General features: G+C 53.2%; 15 protein-coding genes. 12 read left to right on the top strand and 3 right to left on the bottom strand.

The genetic code is table 11. The features are described from left to right. Positions 1 to 279: 279 nt before the first annotated feature. From LX87_RS13540 to LX87_RS13520, 5 genes are all read left to right on the top strand, one after another. On the top strand, positions 280 to 969 hold the full coding sequence (locus LX87_RS13540) for an RNA polymerase sigma-70 factor (protein WP_111628772.1): 690 nt from the start codon (positions 280 to 282) through the stop codon (positions 967 to 969). An 89-nt stretch (positions 970 to 1,058) separates the two neighbouring features. Beyond that, on the top strand, positions 1,059 to 2,057 hold the full coding sequence (locus LX87_RS13535) for a FecR family protein (RefSeq protein WP_111628771.1): 999 nt from the start codon (positions 1,059 to 1,061) through the stop codon (positions 2,055 to 2,057). A gap of 34 nt (positions 2,058 to 2,091) precedes the next feature. Then, the gene (locus tag LX87_RS13530; RefSeq protein ID WP_111628770.1) at positions 2,092 to 5,580 is read left to right on the top strand and encodes a SusC/RagA family TonB-linked outer membrane protein; all 3,489 of its coding nucleotides are present in this window, start codon (positions 2,092 to 2,094) and stop codon (positions 5,578 to 5,580) included. Between the two features lie 21 nt (positions 5,581 to 5,601). Beyond that, complete coding sequence (locus tag LX87_RS13525; RefSeq protein WP_111628769.1) at positions 5,602 to 7,107, top strand: RagB/SusD family nutrient uptake outer membrane protein; 1,506 nt, start codon at positions 5,602 to 5,604, stop codon at positions 7,105 to 7,107. 165 nt (positions 7,108 to 7,272) lie between these two features. After that, positions 7,273 to 8,178 carry a ThuA domain-containing protein gene (locus tag LX87_RS13520; RefSeq protein WP_111628768.1) on the top strand — a complete coding sequence of 302 codons (906 nt, stop codon included), beginning with the start codon at positions 7,273 to 7,275 and terminating at the stop codon, positions 8,176 to 8,178. A 48-nt stretch (positions 8,179 to 8,226) separates the two neighbouring features. Here the strand turns inward: LX87_RS13520 and LX87_RS13515 are convergent, their stop codons facing one another. Then, positions 8,227 to 9,240 carry a bestrophin family protein gene (locus LX87_RS13515; protein ID WP_111628767.1) on the bottom strand — a complete coding sequence of 338 codons (1,014 nt, stop codon included), beginning with the start codon at positions 9,238 to 9,240 and terminating at the stop codon, positions 8,227 to 8,229. A 116-nt stretch (positions 9,241 to 9,356) separates the two neighbouring features. On the opposite strand from LX87_RS13515, the gene LX87_RS13510 reads away from it, so the two are divergent. The 6 genes from LX87_RS13510 to LX87_RS13485 all read left to right on the top strand — a co-directional run bounded on the left by LX87_RS13510 (position 9,357) and on the right by LX87_RS13485 (position 16,414). Continuing rightward, positions 9,357 to 10,274 carry a pirin family protein gene (locus LX87_RS13510; RefSeq protein WP_111628766.1) on the top strand — a complete coding sequence of 306 codons (918 nt, stop codon included), beginning with the start codon at positions 9,357 to 9,359 and terminating at the stop codon, positions 10,272 to 10,274. A gap of 525 nt (positions 10,275 to 10,799) precedes the next feature. Beyond that, positions 10,800 to 11,459 carry a glycerol-3-phosphate 1-O-acyltransferase PlsY gene (plsY, locus tag LX87_RS13505; protein ID WP_111628765.1) on the top strand — a complete coding sequence of 220 codons (660 nt, stop codon included), beginning with the start codon at positions 10,800 to 10,802 and terminating at the stop codon, positions 11,457 to 11,459. 103 nt (positions 11,460 to 11,562) lie between these two features. Next, a complete protein-coding gene (locus LX87_RS13500; protein ID WP_111628764.1) occupies positions 11,563 to 12,942 on the top strand; it encodes a dipeptidase in 1,380 nt (459 codons plus the stop codon). A gap of 55 nt (positions 12,943 to 12,997) precedes the next feature. Further along, positions 12,998 to 13,894 carry a DUF1207 domain-containing protein gene (locus LX87_RS13495; protein ID WP_229310652.1) on the top strand — a complete coding sequence of 299 codons (897 nt, stop codon included), beginning with the start codon at positions 12,998 to 13,000 and terminating at the stop codon, positions 13,892 to 13,894. Between the two features lie 4 nt (positions 13,895 to 13,898). After that, the gene (locus LX87_RS13490; protein WP_111628762.1) at positions 13,899 to 14,846 is read left to right on the top strand and encodes an ABC transporter ATP-binding protein; all 948 of its coding nucleotides are present in this window, start codon (positions 13,899 to 13,901) and stop codon (positions 14,844 to 14,846) included. A gap of 2 nt (positions 14,847 to 14,848) precedes the next feature. Then, the gene (locus tag LX87_RS13485; RefSeq protein WP_111628761.1) at positions 14,849 to 16,414 is read left to right on the top strand and encodes an ABC transporter permease/substrate-binding protein; all 1,566 of its coding nucleotides are present in this window, start codon (positions 14,849 to 14,851) and stop codon (positions 16,412 to 16,414) included. Here LX87_RS13485 and LX87_RS13480 read toward each other — a convergent pair. Continuing rightward, entirely contained in the window at positions 16,411 to 17,514 is a 1,104-nt protein-coding gene (locus LX87_RS13480) for a hypothetical protein (protein ID WP_111628760.1), read from the bottom strand. The genes LX87_RS13485 and LX87_RS13480 overlap by 4 nt on opposite strands. A gap of 208 nt (positions 17,515 to 17,722) precedes the next feature. On the opposite strand from LX87_RS13480, the gene LX87_RS13475 reads away from it, so the two are divergent. Then, positions 17,723 to 18,154 (top strand): DUF4345 domain-containing protein, encoded by a 432-nt coding sequence (locus tag LX87_RS13475; protein ID WP_111628759.1) that lies wholly within the window; start codon positions 17,723 to 17,725, stop codon positions 18,152 to 18,154. 104 nt (positions 18,155 to 18,258) lie between these two features. Here LX87_RS13475 and LX87_RS13470 read toward each other — a convergent pair whose 3' ends face one another. Then, positions 18,259 to 19,332, bottom strand: coding sequence for a fatty acid desaturase family protein (locus tag LX87_RS13470; protein ID WP_111628758.1), 1,074 nt, complete (start codon positions 19,330 to 19,332; stop codon positions 18,259 to 18,261). Positions 19,333 to 19,385: the final 53 nt, after the last annotated feature.

Here is a 19,385-nt window from a genome sequence, read left to right as displayed (position 1 = left end):
GTGGAGAAGACCTACCTCCTCCCAATGATTCCGCTCTGAGGATCTTCAAACTGCCGCAAAGTATACTCCGGTATTGGTTTTGCCAACGCTGCTGCTCAATTATTGCTCCCTTTCCTGTTAAGCCGTAAGGGCTGTCTGGTAACCCAGTACCCGCGTTTATCGTGTCATTTTAACTTTTTTCAGAATTTTTTAAAATCAACTAAGGTGGTTTTGGCTAGAAGTTGTCTTTATAAGTACAGAATTGACTTTTAGAGGGATAATTAAGGTTACGCCAGGACTATGCAAGCTCACCCACGAATCGATTTCCCCAGTCACCAACTTCCGCTAAATACCAAATCGCTGGCTCAGAACGAGCCGGAAGAAGATGTACTGGACGGAAAACCGGCGCTCAACGATACCGAACTGTTTATCCGACGCACGTTTGAGGAAAACCCGCAGAAAGGCTGCGAACTGCTGTTCCGGCGGTACCATCAGGCCCTGTGCAGCCATGCCGTGCGGTATGTGTATTCGAAAGAAACGGCGGAAGATCTGGTGAGTGATGTATTCTGTAAATTCTGGAAAACCCGGGCCTACGCGGCTGTTACCTCATCGTACCGTTTTTACCTGTTTCGCAGCGTCCGGAACGAAGCCTATAACTACCTCCGGCTGGAGTTTCAGAAGCTGGACGGGATTGAAACCGCCGAAGTCCGGGAAGACGCGCTCAGCCAGCGTCCCGATCAGGTGCTTCAGTTTGAAGAAGTGGCTCATAAACTCGAATCGCTGGTGGAGTCGCTCCCCCCGCAATGCCGCAAAGTGTTTCTGCTGAGCCGGTTCGAAGGTCGTAAGTATCAGGATATTGCCACGGAGTTGGGCCTTTCCATCAAAACCGTCGAAGTACACATGGTGAAAGCCCTGGGTATCGTCCGGCGCGGATTGAAAGATCACTGGTTGATGATCGTTTCCGTGCTGGGTCATTCGCTTTTTCTCTAAGGCTATTCGTCATTCTTCAGCGTACATCAACCGCTCGCATCATCCCTCATCAACCGGAGTCAGGCGCCTATAAACAGTTATGATGAAATATGGAATATGAAGTTGACAAACAGTTGATCTTTAGCTACTTCGGGCGAACAGCTTCTCCATTGCAGCGGGAGTTGATTGCGCAGTGGCTCCGGAATGAAAAAAACGAAGAGCAGTACTACGAATGGCTGGAAGAGTGGGAGAACAGCCACCCGCAGTACCGGGCCCAGACCGACGCAGCTCATCAACGGTATACGGCTTTTTTAGCCAACAACCCCCAGACGGACGATGTGCCGGAGTTACCCGAACATCAGAAGAAAAACAATTGGGCCCGGCGGCAATGGCTGGTGGCGGCTTCGCTGCTTTTTTTGCTGAGCCTGGGGGCGCTGGTGTTTCAGCAGCAACTGTTGTATCAGACCTACGATACCGCTTTCGGTGAAACCCGCTCGCTGCATTTATCCGACGGTAGCCGGGTGTTGCTGAACGCCAATTCCAGCCTGAAAGTCCCCCGCTGGGGGTTTGGCGACCGGACCCGCGAGGTGATGCTGACTGGCGAAGCCAACTTTTCGGTAGCCCATACACCCGATCACAAAAACTTTGTGGTGAAAACCACGAAGGGTTTTGAGGTAGTGGTGCTGGGAACCGAGTTTACGGTTTTTGCTCGCAAACGGGGCGCCCGCGTCACGCTGAACAAAGGTCAGGTACGGCTGAATTACAAGGCCGGAACCACCCGGAAGCAGGTTACCATGAAACCGGGCGAACGGGTAACATTCGATCCGCAGAATCACATTGCCCTGAAAAAAGTCGGCACCACGCAACGGCTTCCTGCCTGGAACGAAAAGCGATTCGTATTTGAAGAAACTCCTTTGCAGGAGGTTGCTTACCTGCTGGAAGAAAACTACGGTTTGCAGGTCAGTATCAACGATTCGGTGCTCGCCAACCGCCAACTGATGGGTTCTTTTCGGGCCGATAATGTCGATCAGTTGCTGCAATCGATTTCCGAGCTGCTGGACATTAACGTTGTTCGGCAGGGTCGTCAGGTTCAGTTAAACAGCCACTAACCAATCTCACTTAATATCCCTTATCCCTGTTTTTATGAAAAACTCTATCCAGAAAGTTTCCAAAACGGGACTTCTGCTCTCCTTCCTGTTGCTGAATTTACAGCCGGGATGGACGCAGTCTGACCTGCTGGCTGGCAACGCACAGCCCCTAAACCGTCGGCTTTTTGCCGGTGCCCCCCGCCAGCTCAAGGATGTGCTGACAGAACTGAAAACACGCTACCACGTCGACATTCTTTTTGAAGTACAGGCCGTGGAAGGCGTTTCCGTAGCGGCCGGAACGATTCGCTCTGATGTGAGTCTGGAGAAAAACCTGAGCGCCATCTTGCGGCCAATCGGTTTCCGGTATAGAAAGGTGAACGCCAGTTCGTATCTGATTCTCCATGAAAAGAAAAGTACAAAGATAGCGGGGCTTGAGGCTTCGCTTTCGCTGGGGCAACTCGTAGCCCAGTCGTCAACCCCCGAAAAGCTCCCGGATGGGGCCGGTGCTGCCGTTACATCGGCTGAGGTTATGGCGGTGGAAAAGACCATCAGCGGTTCGGTGAAAAGCGAAACCGGCGAACCGTTGCCCGGCGTCAGCGTGGTGGTGAAAAACACGACGCGCGGTACGTCGACCGATGGCGAAGGGAATTACAAACTGAACGTACCGGATGACGCTGCTACGCTGGTTTTTTCGTTTGTGGGCTATCTGAATCAGGAGGTGAACATTGGCAACCGCACCACCATCAATGTGCAGCTCGCGCCCGACCAGAAAACGCTGAATGAAGTCGTGGTGGTGGGGTACGGTGTTCAGCGGAAGTCGGATTTGACCGGGGCCGTCGGAACGGTGAAAGCCGAAGTATTGCAGGAGCGTCCGGCTGCTTCGCTTAATCAGGGGCTTTCGGGCCGAATTACGGGGGTGAACGTTTCGGTTAACTCGGGTCGTCCGGGCGGTCGGGCCAACATCCGGATTCGGGGGAATACCTCCGTGAGTGTGGCCAACAACCCCCTGTACGTTATCGACGGCGTTATCCTGAACGCCAGCGGCCTGACCAACGGAAGTACGCCCATCGACTACATTAACCCGAACGATATTGCGAGTATCGAGGTCCTGAAAGACGCATCGGCCACGGCGATTTACGGAGCCCGGGGTGCCAACGGTGTTATTCTGGTGACCACCAAGCGGGGGAGTCAGACCGGTGGCCGCGTGACGTACGATACCGATTTGAGCGTTGGCGTACTGCCCCGCAAACTGGAATTGCTCAATTCGGAGGAGTTTCTGCGGGTAGAAGATATTGCCTATCAGAATGCTCAGAAATACGATCCTGTCGGCTGGGCGGGCGGTAAATACAAAGACCCCAAAACCAAGCGCACCAATCCGCTGTTGTTCGATGCCAACGGAAAACCGCTGTACAATACCGACTGGCAGGACGAAGCCTTTCAGAAAGCCTTCACGCAAAACCACCAACTATCGTTCTCCGGCGGAAACGCCAACGACAGCTACGGGGTGTACCTCGGTTACCGCAACGAAAACGGTCTGGTAAAAGAATCGTGGCTGAAACGGTATTCTGCCCGGTTTGTGTTCGACAGCCAGATTAAAAGCTGGTTGAAAGTGGGTGGGAGCCTGAGCTATAATGATCAGAACGAAAACCAGATCGATCCGCTGGGCGCGGGCGGTATTATTGCCATGCGTCAGGTGCTGGAAGCCCTGCCCATTATTCCCGTCAAATACCCGGACGGTCGCTGGGGCGGCAACGAAGATTACCCCGGCATGGAAGGGGGCGGCAACCCGATCAACATCCTGAAAGAGCGGCTGAATTACATCAAAACCCAGACGTTGCTCGGAAACGTATATGCCAACCTCAATCTGGCGAAAGGGCTGGAGCTGCGCACGACCGTCGGGGCCAACATCATCAACCAACGCATTGACCTCTACAGTGGCCGGACGCTGAACTACATTTCCCGCAATCAGAACGGGATTGCTACCGTCACCAATGAACGGCACAATTCGTGGCAGTTCGAGAACTACCTGACCTACAACCGCCAGTTCAATAACATCCACTCGTTTACGGGACTGCTGGGGCTTTCCTGGCAGCACGTCGACCGGTTTACGGCGGCCGCATCCACGCAGAATTTTCAGGATGACTACTTTCTGTTCAACAACCTGGGTGCCGGTTCCAACCCGCAGGCTCCGAGTTCGTCGGCGGTGGCGTATGGCCTAAACTCCTACTTTGGCCGGATCAACTACGGTCTGAAAGACAAATACCTGCTGACGCTGACGGGTCGGATTGACGGTTCTTCCAAATTCGGTTCGGAAAACCGTTACGCCTTTTTCCCCTCGGCGGCTCTGGCCTGGCGCGTAACCGAAGAAGATTTCATGAAAGACGTTCCGGCTATATCCAACCTGAAAATCCGGACCAGTTACGGGGTCACGGGTAACTCCGAAATCACGGCGTATCAGGCGCTGGCCGGAATGGGCAACTATTCGGTCATCTTCGGTGGGACGCGGGCCATCGGTATCGGAATGGGGCGGCTGGCCAACCCGGATCTGCGCTGGGAAAAAACGCACCAGATCGACGCCGGTCTTGAACTGGGCCTGTTCCAGAATCGAATTGCGGTCGAAGTCGATTTGTACCGAAAGCTGACAACCGATATGTTGCTGAGTGCGCCAGTACCGTACAGCAGTGGCTATGAGACGGTTTCGAAAAACGTGGGCAGCATGGAAAACCGGGGAATCGAATTTGCCCTGAATACCGTCAACCTCAACGCGGGCGATTTCTCCTGGAACACCACCTTCAATATTTCGTTCAACAAAAACAAGGTGATTGCCCTGACCGGCGGTTCCGACATTTTTGTGGGTTCAACGGTGGTGCGGGAAGGGGAGCCGGTAGGGTCGTTCTTCGGCTTTGTTCACCAGGGTACCTGGAGTACGTCGGAAGAGTCGGAAGCGACTAAATACCTGAAAAGACCGGGCGACGTGAAGTACCAGGATGTGAACCAGGACGGGGTAATCAACGACAAAGACCGCGTGATTATCGGTCGGGGGATTCCGAATATGTTTGGTACGTTCCTGAACACGTTTAAGTACAAAAACTTCGATTTGACGGTGGATTTGCAGTTTATGAGCGGTAACGACGTGCTGTACCGCAGCGAACACTCGGCGGAAGACCGTCAGGGGATTGCCAATAGTTTCAAAACCGTGCTGAATGCCTGGACGCCCGAAAATCAGAATACGCCCATTGCCCAATTGCGGCCCGTATCTGCCGGTTATAACACCAACGAAGATACGCACCGCGTGAAGGACGGTTCGTTTCTGCGGGGCCGGAACCTGCTGTTTGCGTACACGTTCCCGTCTGAAACCGTTAATAAGTTGAAGCTAAACCGGCTGCGGGCCTACGCATCGGTGCAGAACTTCTTCCTGAGCACCAAGTATCCGGGCTATGATCCGGAAGTATCGACCACCGGCAATGCCTTCGATCAGGGTGTTGCGCTGTACGATTATCCGAAACCGCGCGTGTTTATGGTCGGTCTGAACATTGGTCTATAACCCTCCTAACCTGTCATTACGATGAAAAGAAACCTAAAAACCGTTGGTCAATGGATGCTCTGCACGGCCCTGATGCTGAGCGGGGCCGGTTGTTCCGACTTTCTGGACGAATCCGATCGTTCCAATTTTACCGTCGAAAATTATTTCACCAAGCCCGAACACGCCGTCAGCGCGGTCAATTCCATTTACGACGCCCTGAAAACCACGACCGGGGGTGGTTTTGGCGGAGCACCCTGGATGATGCTGGAGTTTGCGACCGGACTGGCCAACACCGAGTTAGGGCAGGCCGTGAACAGCATTTTTGTGCGCAATCTAGTCAACAACTCGGATAACGAATATGGCCGGGTGTACTGGGTCAGCAGTTACAAAGGCATTGGAAACGCCAACCTGGCGATTGCCAAAATTCCGGGGATTGCGATGGACGAAGCCGCCAAGAAGAAAGTCTTGGGCGAAGCACGGTTTCTGCGGGCGTGGTATTATTACAACCTGGTCCGGATTTTTGGTAAAATCCCCATCATCACCGATCCCGTCGGTTTAACGTCGGAGAACTTATATCCGGAAGCTGCCACCGAAGAAGCCGTTTACAATTTAATCGTTGCCGATCTGACCGAAGCCGAAGCCTCCGGGCTGCCGTATCTGGACAAAACCGGTCGGGTGTCGATGGGGGCAGTGAAGTCGCTGCTGGCGAGCGTATACCTGACAATGGCGGGTTATCCGCTACAGAAAGGGGCGGAGTATTACAAGAAAGCCGCCGACAAGGCCAACGAAGTGATTGCGTCAAACCAGTATAGCCTGTTTCCGTCGTATGACGATCTGCACGACCCGAGCAAGAAGAACATTGGCGAAAACATCTTTATGGTTCAGTTTGCCGCCAACATTCAACCGTCCAACTGGCAAACGTCCATTATTCCGTACAACCAGGGCATTTCGGCCTATTCCGACGAAACCGGGGCTATTTTTGCCAACAAGGAGTTTGTGGAGTCGTATGCCAAAGGCGACAAGCGGGCCGAGGAAAAGCAGTTTTATTACCGGACCTATACGCTGAGCGATAACCGTTCGCAAACCGTCGATCTGGGCGGGTATTACATTTATAAGCACTTCGATACGGCGGCCCAGCTAACCACCACCAGCAGCGATCTGAACTGGCCGCTGATGCGCTACGCCGAAGTCCTGCTTATTTATGCTGAAGCCCAGAACGAAGTGGGCGGCCCCACGGCGGAAGCCTACGAAGCCGTCAATAAAATCCGTCGGCGGGCGAATTTGCCCAACCTGACCGGGCTGACCAAGGAGCAACTGCGGGAAGCCGTCTGGAAAGAACGCTGGTATGAACTGAGCTTTGAAAATAAAACCTGGTTTGACATGGTCCGGCTTCGGAAGGCGTTCAACGTGACCACGAAGACTTTTGAAAACTACGTCGGCCACAAGTTTTCGTACGGTCCGGTCCTGAAAGAACGCGAGTTGCTCTTCCCGATTCCAACGGCGGAAATCCGGAACAACAATAAGCTGGTTCAGAATCCGGGGTATTAGTAAACCGCTTTTGCCAGACCGGGTTTTGTTACCATGCGCAGTATTTTCATGGTGACGAAACCCGGTTGGCTACGCTAAAAATGAGTTTGCAATAAATTAATGGGTATATTCGGCGCTCATTCGACTTATCAGTAAGAATTTTCCGTGACCCAAAACCGACGTTTCATGAAAACCAAACGCAGAGCTTTTTTGCAACAGACCTCCGGCTTGCTGGGCTTTTCCGGCCTGCTGAGTCTGACGGGAAACGAAGTCCTCGCCAGCCATCTGACCGCTCTTTCCGCCAGGGCTGACAAACCGTATGTTGTTTTTGTCACGGGCGACCACGAATACAGCAGTGAGCTAACCTTGCCGCTACTTGCCGCCGAACTGGAAAAAAACTACGGTATGCGGACGAAGGTCCTGAAATCCGTGCCCGATTATACCAGCGAAAAAGACATTCCCGGTCTGGAATCCCTGCGTGAAGCCGATCTGGCGGTTTTTTACCTGCGCTGGCGGCTGCTTCCGCAGGAACAGTTGAATTACATCGACGAATACCTGAAATCCGGCAAACCCGTCATCGGCTTCCGGACGACGACACACGCCTTTAATTATCCCAACGGTGATCCGCGCCAACGCTGGAACGCCTTCGGTGAGTTTGCGTTCGGGAGTCCTCCGGGCTGGGGTGGGGCGGCTAAACACACGCACTACGGCCACAACAGCACCACCGACGTAACGATCGTTCCGGAAGCGGCCAAAAATCCGATTCTGAACGGTGTGGAGCCGTCGTTTCACGTTGCGTCATGGCTCTACCGGGTTAAGCCCGATTATCCGGCTGCAGGGTCAACGCCCCTGCTGATGGGTAAATCCGTTAACCCCGACAAAGCCGCGGTTGATAACCCTGTAGCCTGGACCTGGAAAAACCAGTGGGGCGGTCGGGCGTTCATGACTACGATGGGCCACCCGGAAGATTTTCAGATTGAGTCCTTCCAGCGTCTGGTAGTCAACAGTATTCACTGGGCGCTGAACAAGCCGGTTCCGAAAAAATGGAAAGGCAAAATGGACATCAATGTGCCGTATGGTCATCCCAAATAAATCCTGAAAATCTTGTACAAAACCCGGCGCTGGCCGGGTTTTGTGCTTTTACATCAGAATGTTGTTGATGGCCTGAACCCGTTTGGGTAAGTCGGTTTCTTCCAGCATATCGCGCAGGTCGATTTCGATGTTGCGGCAGATGGCCGTCATCGGAACATCGTTGATGCTGTTCTCGAACGGGTTTTCGCTGGTGTCGCCCACAATTTCCATCGTGTTAAAAATCCAGGCGATGATGGTGAAAAACGGTATCGTTAGCCAGACGTGCCAGTTACCCACTTTCGCCATTTCGGTCAGTAAACCGTAAGGCAGCACGAAGATGAACAGCCAGGTAAACACGTAGCTGAAAAAGGCGTACTGGCGCGGAAACGGGAAGGATTTGATCCGTTCGCAGGCACCCTGCTGGTTGTAGAATTCGACCAACATCCGCTCCAGGTCAACATGGTGAAAATCGCTGAGCAAACCGTTTTCGCGCAGATCACGGATTTGGGCCGACTGCTGGCGCATCAGAAACGTTGCCGGATTCGGGTGCCGGATCAGGCTTTCAATCTCAGTCACAGGTAAAAACCGGCTCAGTTCCTGGTCCAGACTACACTGCCGGAAGGCTTCAATGCGTTCAACAACTTCGTGCGCCGGGTTGTGGTGCAGTTCCCAAACCGGTTTCTGGCGAAGCTGTACCCGCAGCGCCGTAATATACGCCAGATGCCGGTAAATTAAATCTTTCCGGATTTGCTGTAACTCGTTGTCTGTGAGTGGATGAGCCGCCTGTTGGGTAGAGAGGTAATCCAGTACCATGATGGCCCACGACCGGCTGGCGTTGGTAATGCTCCCCCAGATTCGGCGGGCTTCCCAGAGCCGGTCGTACGATGAATTGTTTTTGAAACCCACATAAAAGGCCACCGCCGTACCGATTGTGGCGACGGGAACAAACGGAATAGCCAGAAATTTCCAGTCCATTACGTCGTACAGAAAGCAGATCAGGAAGGAGTAAGTCAGAAAAAGCAGGACGGCCCGCCAGGTAAAGGGAAAAAGAATGGTGAATGGAACACGTTTGGTGGTGAACATACGTCAGGAGGTAGGTGGAGGATGACAAGATACGTTTTTGTGACTAAATTACGCCGGAAAGGGTCAATTTGCCTATCTTAGTCTTACTCAAACGCTCACTGCTGAACCACTCTCTTATGCTAGATCAGATCATCGACGCCCGGGCGGCTTCTCTTGGAAACGGGTTTCATGTCCGACGGATTCTGCCGTACCGGCTGCGCCGGATGCTTGGGCCGTTTATTTTCATGGATCACGGCGGCCCGGTGAGCTTTTCTGCCGATCAGGTGCCCAGCATGGATGTATTACCCCATCCGCACATTGGTTTGTCCACGGTGAGTTATCTGTTCGACGGGCAGGTCACGCACCGCGATAGCCTGGGTGTTCAGCAAATTATTCGTCCCGGCGAGGTCAACTGGATGACGGCAGGGCGGGGAATTGCGCACTCCGAACGGTTTGAGGACCCGGCCACGCTGGCGGGTGGATCGCTGGAAATGATTCAGACCTGGGTAGCCCTGCCCGAAGCGGCCGAGGAAAGCGCCCCGACCTTCGAGAATTACCAGCCGCAGGAACTGCCGATTTTTACCGACAAGGGCGTCTGGCTGCGACTCATTGCGGGAAATGCCTTCGGTTTGCAAAACGACGTGAAAACGCATTCTCCCTTATTTTATGTCCACGTTGTTCTCCAGCCCGGTACACGCTTCGGCTTGCCGCAGGGTTACCCGGAACGGGGCGCTTATGTAGCCAAAGGCAGTGTGGAGGTAAACGGGCAAGTCTACGGCGTTGGGCAGTTGCTGGTCTTTACGCCCGGTATCGACCCCATCCTGGTCGCCCGCGAAGCCACCACCCTCATGTTGCTCGGCGGAGAGCCACTGGGCGAACGGTTTATCTGGTGGAATTTTGTTTCATCCCGCAAGGAACGGATTGAGCAGGCTAAAGCCGATTGGCAGGCGGGCCGCATTGCCCTGCCGCCCAACGACGACAAAGAGTTTGTACCATTACCGGAAGACCACTCCCGACCCGCCGGATCGTCACCGCCACCCCAGGCTTTTTCATAAAAAAACAAGTTGTAGAGAATGAACCTGGGGGTATTTTCAAGCCCTCAGTCAACCTCTTACTGGGATCAATGCGCGGGTAAGAAATACGTCTGAAATGACTTAAAACCGGTTAATTTGGCCCATTTTGCCTTATTGGGTGGGGTTAGCGGACGATAGACGGCACCAAACACTTCGCAAATTCTGGAGTTATTCATGAACCTTCCGCACGTTTCAGATGGAAATGGGTCAGGAAGGCTGCCTTTATTTCGTCCAATTCTTATCTGAAAAGTTGTACTGAGTATGGTTTTTACCGATAAACGTCAATTTTTTCATGTGAATTAGTTGGTATTAAACGAATATTTTTCATTGTTTGTGTGTTATTAAAAGGTAACAGCGTTCTATTTTTAGTTAAATTTGTCGTTCGGTAGCTGTTACCGCCCACCAAGAATTTCTACATTATAAGTCTTTGCGCACCTGGTTTCCGGGTGGTTCTGTATTAATTATTACTCAATGTCAGTCGCACCGCCGAAGCGGTAGATTTCTTGAATGAACGTATTATTGATTATTGCAACGACGTTATTAGCTTACTTGCTGGGTTCGATTCCGACCGCCGTTTGGTATGGAGAGGGGTTTTTTGGATTAGACATTCGCAATTACGGAAGTGGTAATGCCGGCGCTACGAATACCTTTCGGGTGCTGGGCAAACGGGCCGGAACCATCGTGATGCTGATTGATGTGCTGAAAGGCTATACCGCCACCATTTTATCTTCACTGCTGTGGTATTTTGATGTCATCGGCACCCACGAAATTCTGACTTTCAAGCTGGTTTTTGGATTGGTGGCCGTCATCGGGCACTGCTTCCCAATTCTGGCCGATTTTAAAGGGGGTAAAGGTGTGGCGTCCCTGCTGGGCATGGTACTGGCCATCCACCCGGAAGTGGCCGCGGTTTGCATCGGTATTTTTCTGGTTGTCGTTATTGCTTCTCAATACGTTTCGCTGGGCTCTATGATGGCGGCTCTGGCTTTTCCGGTGCTGTTGCTGCTCCAGGTATTTGGGCAGAAAGAACACCCGTTGCTGATCGTCTTTGGCGTGGTCGTTTTCCTGTTCGTGGTGCTGACTCACCAGAAAAACATCACCCGACTCCTGAACGGTGAGGAAAACCGGACGCGTCTGATTAAATTTCGTAAGAAAGAAGACGAGGAATAAGTTTCAAGTATATAGCGATTGCAGGACGCCCCGAAGTGATTAACTTCGGGGCGTTGTTTTTGTGGACTTTTCTTCGTCACTCCGACGAAAAACCGGTAATACTATGCTATCAACCTATTTTGCGGAACATAAAGAACGGTTTCTGAACGAACTGTTTGACCTGCTGCGGATTCCGTCCGTCAGCGCCGATTCGAAATTCAAACCGGATATGCTCCGGGCGGCCGAGTTTGTGAAAGAGAAACTGGCTGTAGCCGGTATGGATAATGCCGAGGTACACGAAACTGAAGGCCATCCGGTGGTCTACGCCGAAAAGCTGATCGACGACACGCTGCCGACGGTTTTGGTCTACGGTCATTACGACGTACAGCCCGCCGATCCGTACGAGCTCTGGAATACCCCGCCGTTTGAGCCGACCATCCGTAACGAACGCATCTACGCCCGTGGCTCCTGCGACGACAAAGGCCAGTTTTACATGCACGTAAAGGCCATTGAAGCCATGCTGGCCACCGGAAATCTGCCCTGCAACGTCAAGGTGATGATTGAAGGGGAAGAAGAAACCGGCTCGGAACACCTGGGTGCGTTTGTAACCAATAACCGTGAAAAACTCAAGTGCGACGTTATTCTGATCTCCGATACGAGCATCATTGCCAACGATGTGCCGTCGATTGAAACCGGTTTGCGAGGCTTGTCGTACGTTGAAGTGCAGGTGGTTGGCCCGAACCGCGATTTGCATTCGGGCGTGTACGGGGGTGCCGTACACAATCCGGTCAATGTGCTCTGCCAGATGATTGCGTCGCTGCACGACGAGAAAGGCCGCATTACGATACCTGGTTTTTACGACAAGGTAGACGAACTAAGTTCTGACGAACGGGCCGCGCTGGCCGAAGCGCCGTTTGACGAGGAAGAATACAAACGCGACCTGAACCTGAATTCGGTTTTCGGCGAAGAAGGCTACTCGACACCTGAACGGGCTTCCATCCGGCCCACACTGGACGTAAACGGTATCTGGGGCGGTTATACCGGCGAGGGGGCCAAAACCGTCCTGCCGAGCAAAGCGCAGGCTAAAATCAGTATGCGGCTTGTGCCGAATCAGGACCCCGACGAGATTACCGAACTCTTTGCCCGGCATTTTAAGGCCATTGCACCGCCGACCGTTACGGTGACGGTGACTCCACACCACGGCGGTCAGCCGTACGTGACGCCTACCGATTCGGTTGAATTTGAAGCCGCCCGGCGGGCCTTCCGCGAAGCCTGGGGCAAAGACGCCATTCCGACCCGGGGCGGGGGCAGCATTCCCATCGTTGCCTTGTTTGAAAAAGAACTGGGCGTAAAATCCATTCTGATGGGTTTTGGGCTGGACATCGACGCCCTGCACTCACCGAACGAAAGCTACGGGTTGTTTAATTTCTACAAGGGAATCGAGACAATTCCGTATTTCTACAAGCACTACGCCGAATTGAAGCAGACGGTTGTTGATGCCTAAGCATACCTTTTCCGTTACTATACCTCCGGCCCGAAACCGGAGGTTTTTTTACGCAATGAACCCTACTTTACTGTCTTTTTTTGCCATCTTCTGGGCGTTGGGTGCGCTGGCGCAGGAGGTACCCGATACGGTGGTGATTCGCCAGTCTATGCCGATCCGGGCCACTTATCCGCGCCGGGAGTTTCTGCCCAAAGGCCACCTTTTCGAACCGATTATGCTCGACCCCATCGAAGCCCAGACCAGCGTGAGTGTACTGCCGGGCTACTGGATGGACGGCAAAAAATACGACGGTTCCTTTGTGCCTTTTACGTTTGGGCTGCGGAAACCCGTTTTTCGCTGGTACAAATCCGCCGAACGCAGTAGTGAGGTGTCGTTTGATGTGGCGTCGTTTACGCAGTTTGAGGTTTATCATGATCCGGTCCAGAACAAGCAGCGCCGTCAGTTGATGAACACCGATTACCGGCTGAGCTTTCTTTACAACGTTAAAGTCCGGCACCATAGCTGGCGGTTTCGGCTTTATCACCTGTCGTCGCACCTCGGCGACGATTACCTGATTCGGAATCAGATCAATTATTACCTGCCCAACCCGGTCAACTACGAAGTGGTGGACGTGACGTACAACCACCAACGAAGCGGTTTGCGGAAGTACGTCGGCGTTGGCATCGGCCTGCGAAAACCCGAAGAACGCAAACGGCTGAGTGCCGAAGCGGGTTTCTTTTACCGCAAACCGTCGCCCGCCTTTGCCCGGCTGGCCGGTGGAGCAGACCTGAAAGTGTGGCAGCAAACCGATTTCCGACCCGGTATTAAAGCCGGTATTGGGCTGGAGCTGGGCCATACGGCCAACAACCTGACGTTTCTGCTCGAAGGGTACACGGGTTTCCGGCCTTACAGCGTCTACGAGCAGCAGAAAACCCGCTGGTTCGGTATTGGCGTCTATTTTAACCCCATCTAACGGTATGATCAACGTCCGGCACCTGACCAAACGCTATCCAAACCATACGGCTGTGGAGGACGTTTCGTTTGCCGTCAGGGAGCAGGAAACGCTGGTGTTGCTGGGCACGAGTGGTTCGGGCAAAACAACCACGCTCAAGATGATCAACCGCCTGATTGAACCGACCTCCGGCACGGTCGAAATCAACGGTATTGACACGCAACAGCAGGCCCCGCACGAGTTGAGCCGCTCCATTGGCTACGTGGTACAGGAAACGGGTTTGTTTCCGCATTATACGGTTGGCGAGAACATTGCCATCGTGCCCCGGCTGCTGCACTGGGACAAAGACCGGATCCGCAACCGCACGCACGAGCTGCTGGCTATGCTTCGCTTACCCGAAAAGCAGTTAAACGCTTACCCCGATCAGCTCAGCGGAGGACAACGGCAGCGCGTGGGGCTGGCCCGGGCCCTGGCCGCAAACCCGCCGATTCTGCTCATGGACGAACCGTTGGGGGCCCTCGACCCGATTACCCGCGCCGAGATCCGCCAAGAGTTTCGGAATCTGGACGAACTGCGCCGGAAAACCGTGGTGCTGGTGACCCATGATGTTCGGGAAGCTCTGGAACTAGGCGACCGCGTCGGTGTGATGGATAACGGACGGCTTCTGCAAATTGGTACACCGAAGGAATTGCTGATGCAACCGGCTAGTGCCTTCGTTCAGCGGTTTTTTGGCGATCAGGTGCTGGCGTTTCAGTTGCAGGTATTCACGTTGCAGGACGTAATGCCGTATATTCTTCCCGAATCGCCCGGCCCCGAAGCGATTGACTTACAGCCTGATATGAGTCTAAATGATGCATTGACACTGTTGACAAAAACCGAATCGGGGGTGTTGCGGGTTGGCGATTGGCCTATCCGAATCCGGGCGGTTGATATTTGGTCGGCCCTGCATCAACTCGTTCCTAAATCGCCGTAATCATGCAGGAGTTTTTCGATTTTATAGTGCAGCAGGGCGACAAGCTGGCTGAGCAAACGCTGACGCACATTGGCCTGACATTTCTGTCGCTTTGCCTGGCCTTACTGATTGGGCTTCCGACGGGTATTCTGATTACGTATCGCCCGAAAATCGCGGCTGTGGTGCTGGCTGTGGTCGGCGTTTTGCAAACCATTCCGAGCATTGCGCTACTGGGTTTCCTGATTCCGATTCTGGGCATTGGTAGCTGGCCCGCCATCGTGGCCCTGTTTCTGTACGCGCTGCTGCCGATTGTCCGGAATACCTACGTCGGGATTCGGGAAGTGAGTCCGGCCCTGAAAGAAACCGCCCGCGGTATGGGCATGACCACCCGCCAGGTGCTGACCCGGCTCGAACTGCCGCTGGCGCTGCCAGTTATTTTTGCCGGAATTCGTACGGCGACGGTGATTAACGTGGGTGTAGCCACGCTGGCGGCCTATGTAGCAGCCGGTGGGCTGGGAGAGTTTATATTTGGCGGTATTGCGCTCAACAACCCGAATATGGTGCTGGCGGGTGCCATTCCGGCGGCTTTGCTGGCGGTTCTGTTCGACTTTTTGCTGGCCCGTCTGCAACATTTGCGTGGGTTGCGGTTGCGTCGGGTTGCTCTGGTTTTTTTGCTGATAACACCCGCCTTGTCGGCTTTTTACTGGTTGCCGGGCGGTATTTCGGGTGGATTAATGGTCGGGTTTGCGCATGAATTTTACGGTCGGGCCGACGGGTATCCGGGTTTGGCCCGGACGTATGGCTTGCGGGTGACACCGCGGCTGATTGACCAGAATCTAATGTACGAAGCCATTTACCGCGGGCAGGTCGATCTCATCAGCGGCTATTCGACCGACGGGCGGATCAAGGCGTTTGACTTACGGGTTTTGGATGATAACAAAAATGCCTTTCCGCCCTACGAAGCCGCGTTAGTGGTTCGGCAGGCGGTTTTGAATCAGTATCCGGAGTTGTCAAAAACGCTGCATTTGCTGGACGGGCGGCTTTCGGATGCGGTGATGACCGAGTTGAATTACCGTGCCGATTTCCGGCATGAATCGCCCGAAGCCGTGGCCCGACGGTTTTTAACGGAACAAAAGCTACTCCTCCCGCCGACCCGAAAGCAACGCCAGGGACGGATTGTGATCGGGACGAAAATCTTCACAGAACAATACATTCTGGCCGAAATACTGCGCCAGTTGCTCGACAACCGCACGACGCTCGAAGTCGTCACCAAAACCGGTCTGGGCGGTACGCAAATCTGTTTCAATGCGCTGACTACCGGGCAGATCGATTTATATCCGGAGTATACCGGCACGGGTTTGCTGGTTATTTTACAGCCCCCTCCGGCGCTGGCCGACTCGCTGAAAGCCGACCGGGAAGCGGTTTATCGGTATGTGAGCCGCGAATTTCAGAGCCGTTACAAGGTAAGCTGGCTGGCTCCGATGGGATTCAACAACACGTATGCCCTGATGATGCGCCGGGCGCAGGCCGACCGGCTGGGAATCCGGTCTATTTCGGATCTGAAGCGGTATCTGGGCGATAAGGACTAAAATTCGTTGAAATCATCGGCTTTCTGAATCCGGTACGATTTCAGCCATTGTTTCAAAACCCCTCTATTCTGGAAAGCCGCAAGGTCGCTTTTAAGGTTCTTGATGGCTCGTTTCAGTTCCTGCACATCGGCTTTCAACCCGTATTCGAGGTGGGCGGGCGAATCCACCAGCGCCTTGCTGCTCATTGGTGAAAGCTGCGATTGCAAATCGTATAATTGTTCCTCCAGTTCCTGCGTCTGCTGTTTCAGGATTTTGTTGTAATATTTTAATTGCTCTTCGGCCAGTGCTTCCAGGTGGTCCTGATCAATCCGGTTAAATTCCAGTTGCAGCCGCAGGAGCGCCAGCAGGTCGCTTTTTTCGTACGCTTCCGTGATGCGGTGCATGATCTCGGTTTTTCGCTCCTTTTCGGCTTCGTCCGGTTCCCGGTCGGGGTGGAAGGCTTTCACCAGATCCATGTAAACCGTTCGTACGGCTTTGGTGATGTTGCGTTCTTCGAGTTGCTTTTTGGCTTCCCGCTCCCGTTGCTTCTGCGATTTGGGGCGTTGGGCGCGCTGTTCGTCGGCCTGGCGTTGTTGTTCTTCCAGTTTTTGCCGGAGTTGATCCTCCAGTTCTTCCGGTGAACGGATGTCGGCATCCTCATCAAACTCAACGCCGAACATGGCACCGTACATTTGTTTCATCACCTCGGCCGTCAGCCCATCGGCTTCGGCATTGGCCGCATCGAAGCCGTCCGGATCATACTTGTCGTAGATGGGTTTCAGGTCGTCAAGGCCGTGTTCGGAGATCAGGTTGAAGGTCAGATTCAGGATGATATCCGCCAGCTTTTTGCGTTCGTTCGCCTTAAAATCACCGGATTCATAAGCCCGGTCGAGCAGATGTACCAGGCTGGCCCGCTGTCGGTGGTATTCGGTTTGCAGGGGCAGCAGTTCCGTCTGGACCCGTTGGTGAATCCGGGTTGAAGCCGCACGGTATTCCGTAAGTGCTTTTTCCAGGGCTTCAATTTTCCGGGTCAGGCGGTTAAACTCCTTCTGGGATTTGGAAAGATGGGCCTTGTCTTTAGCACTCCCGATTTGAATAATATGCTGTGGTGTAGGTGTCATGGGAGCGTTGTTGCAGCGGCTAATAAATTTAAGCGTTACCGGCTTACAAATAAACCCGCCAAAGCCGAATTCTATGAATAAGCGTACCGTAAAAATTCTCTTTCTGATGGCCCGGTATTTCTACAACGGTCTTAAATCTTGGCCAACACCAACAATTTGTCTAAAAAAACTCAGCAATTTTGCTCCGTAAACAACAACTACGAAGCACATGAAAACACAACAATTTGTCAAACGGGCCGCTCAGGGGTTCATTCTTATTTCGGCGCTGGCGCTGCTGTCGGTCAGCGTCATTGCCTTTTCTAATCCGCAATCCGTTATGGATCTGGTCCACGTGCAACTAAACAATACCGATGCGTTCAGTTCAATTCGGGGGGTATACGGGGGCGTTGGCCTGACCATGTTCATCAGCCTGCTGTACCTGATGGTGAAAGACGTGAACAAGGGACTGGCTTTTCTGAGTCTGCTGTGGGGTTTCTACGCCTTGTCGCGCGCCATCACGATCTTTGCCGAAGGGGCGCTGGGCGATTTTGGGCGGCAGTGGATTGTAACCGAAACCGTGCTTTTCGTTCTGGCGGTGGTACTGTTATGGGCCAACAACCGAACGACGGCACCAGCCGTTTCGCTGCGGGTTAGCCATTAACCAATGGTCAGGCTCTCGATGGAGCTGTAAAGTAGCGGCCCGATCTGTCAGACGTAACGATCTGGCAGGTCGGGCCAACTTGCGAAATGGCTGTCCTGATTTTGTTAGACTGTAACGGCTTTTTTCGCGGGCACTTCGCTCCATTCGTGAATGGGTTGCAGCCGGTACTTCATCAACTCAATGATTTCCTGCTCGTTCTGAAAGGTACCATTTAGGTTGACCACGTGTTTGGCCAGCCGGTCGTGGCGTTTTCTCATCAGCAGAAAAAAGACCTGGCCGAAATCGAGCCCGTCGAAAATAATCGCTTTGTTGGATGCGTATTTATCGAGGGTTTTCATGAAAAAGTGCGGGTGTTCGCTCCAGTGCATGGCCGGGCGGCAGTGGTGGCTGATGTGGTAGCCGTCGTTCCAGCACAGGCGGTTGTACTTTACATTGATGCAGGTGATGCTGTTTTTATAGGCATTGGCCGGATCGGTGCTATCGACAAACGCGTGCTGGGTCCAGTTGCCAATCATGCTGATAATCCGTGTGAACACAAACGGAATCAGGAACACCACAATGGTTGCCGGAGCGTTTAGCCAGAGGAGTAGACCGCACATCACCGCGAAGGAAATTTCTCCGCTCATGGCTTTGAGAGCCATTTTCTGACGGTTTTTTCGGAAAAGATAGCCCACCAGCGTAAAAACGCCCGTAAACAGGAAGGTGGTCAGGTAATGCAAAAAACCACGCACGCTGTCGCGCTGGTACGGCATCGTCGTGCTTAAGTCTTCGGGCATGTTGTTTTCGGGGTGGTGCATTCCGATGTGGTGCCCCACGTACGTTTCCGGCGTCATGCCGAAGAACAGCGCCATAACCGTTGGCATATAATAACTCATCCAGCGGTATTCCCGTTTAAACAAAGGCCGGTGGGCCGCACAGTGCCCCATGAGTCCAAAGGGGCCTTTATAAATAAAATACGTAATCAGATAAGCGGCCGCTATGACCCACCAGACGGCGCCGGAAATGGCCGGAATAAACAGCAGAATCCCCAGCGGTATTAATGTAAACGAGATCCGCAGTGTTAGATAAATAAACGGCAAATCGCGCGGATCACGGATGAATTGCAGTAAAAAGCGGTCAAAAGCGTTTGAAGGTTGGGCGACAGAAGTTGGATCTTGAATAGCCGGAAGCACTCTCATTAGTGAACAGGTTACAATAAAACGTTGAATAAGGTACGCATTTTATCGACAGA

This window comes from Larkinella arboricola, assembly GCF_003259745.1.
Classification (GTDB): Bacteria; Bacteroidota; Bacteroidia; order Cytophagales; family Spirosomataceae; genus Larkinella; species Larkinella arboricola.
Note: the sequence above shows the minus strand (reverse complement) of the source record. Positions and strands in the feature narration are given on the sequence as shown.

Excerpts from the sequence above, each read along its gene's own strand:
- LX87_RS13520 (WP_111628768.1), top strand. The coding sequence starts at position 7,273 with ATGAAAACCAAACGCAGAGCTTTTTTGCAACAGACCTCCGGCTTGCTG.
- LX87_RS13470 (WP_111628758.1), bottom strand. The coding sequence starts at position 19,332 with ATGAGAGTGCTTCCGGCTATTCAAGATCCAACTTCTGTCGCCCAACCT.
- LX87_RS13495 (WP_229310652.1), top strand. The coding sequence starts at position 12,998 with ATGAACCCTACTTTACTGTCTTTTTTTGCCATCTTCTGGGCGTTGGGT.
- LX87_RS13480 (WP_111628760.1), bottom strand. The coding sequence starts at position 17,514 with ATGACACCTACACCACAGCATATTATTCAAATCGGGAGTGCTAAAGAC.
- LX87_RS13510 (WP_111628766.1), top strand. The coding sequence starts at position 9,357 with ATGCTAGATCAGATCATCGACGCCCGGGCGGCTTCTCTTGGAAACGGG.
- LX87_RS13485 (WP_111628761.1), top strand. The coding sequence starts at position 14,849 with ATGCAGGAGTTTTTCGATTTTATAGTGCAGCAGGGCGACAAGCTGGCT.
- LX87_RS13540 (WP_111628772.1), top strand. The coding sequence starts at position 280 with ATGCAAGCTCACCCACGAATCGATTTCCCCAGTCACCAACTTCCGCTA.
- LX87_RS13525 (WP_111628769.1), top strand. The coding sequence starts at position 5,602 with ATGAAAAGAAACCTAAAAACCGTTGGTCAATGGATGCTCTGCACGGCC.
- LX87_RS13530 (WP_111628770.1), top strand. The coding sequence starts at position 2,092 with ATGAAAAACTCTATCCAGAAAGTTTCCAAAACGGGACTTCTGCTCTCC.
- LX87_RS13535 (WP_111628771.1), top strand. The coding sequence starts at position 1,059 with ATGGAATATGAAGTTGACAAACAGTTGATCTTTAGCTACTTCGGGCGA.
- plsY (WP_111628765.1), top strand. The coding sequence starts at position 10,800 with ATGAACGTATTATTGATTATTGCAACGACGTTATTAGCTTACTTGCTG.
- LX87_RS13515 (WP_111628767.1), bottom strand. The coding sequence starts at position 9,240 with ATGTTCACCACCAAACGTGTTCCATTCACCATTCTTTTTCCCTTTACC.
- LX87_RS13490 (WP_111628762.1), top strand. The coding sequence starts at position 13,899 with ATGATCAACGTCCGGCACCTGACCAAACGCTATCCAAACCATACGGCT.
- LX87_RS13475 (WP_111628759.1), top strand. The coding sequence starts at position 17,723 with ATGAAAACACAACAATTTGTCAAACGGGCCGCTCAGGGGTTCATTCTT.
- LX87_RS13500 (WP_111628764.1), top strand. The coding sequence starts at position 11,563 with ATGCTATCAACCTATTTTGCGGAACATAAAGAACGGTTTCTGAACGAA.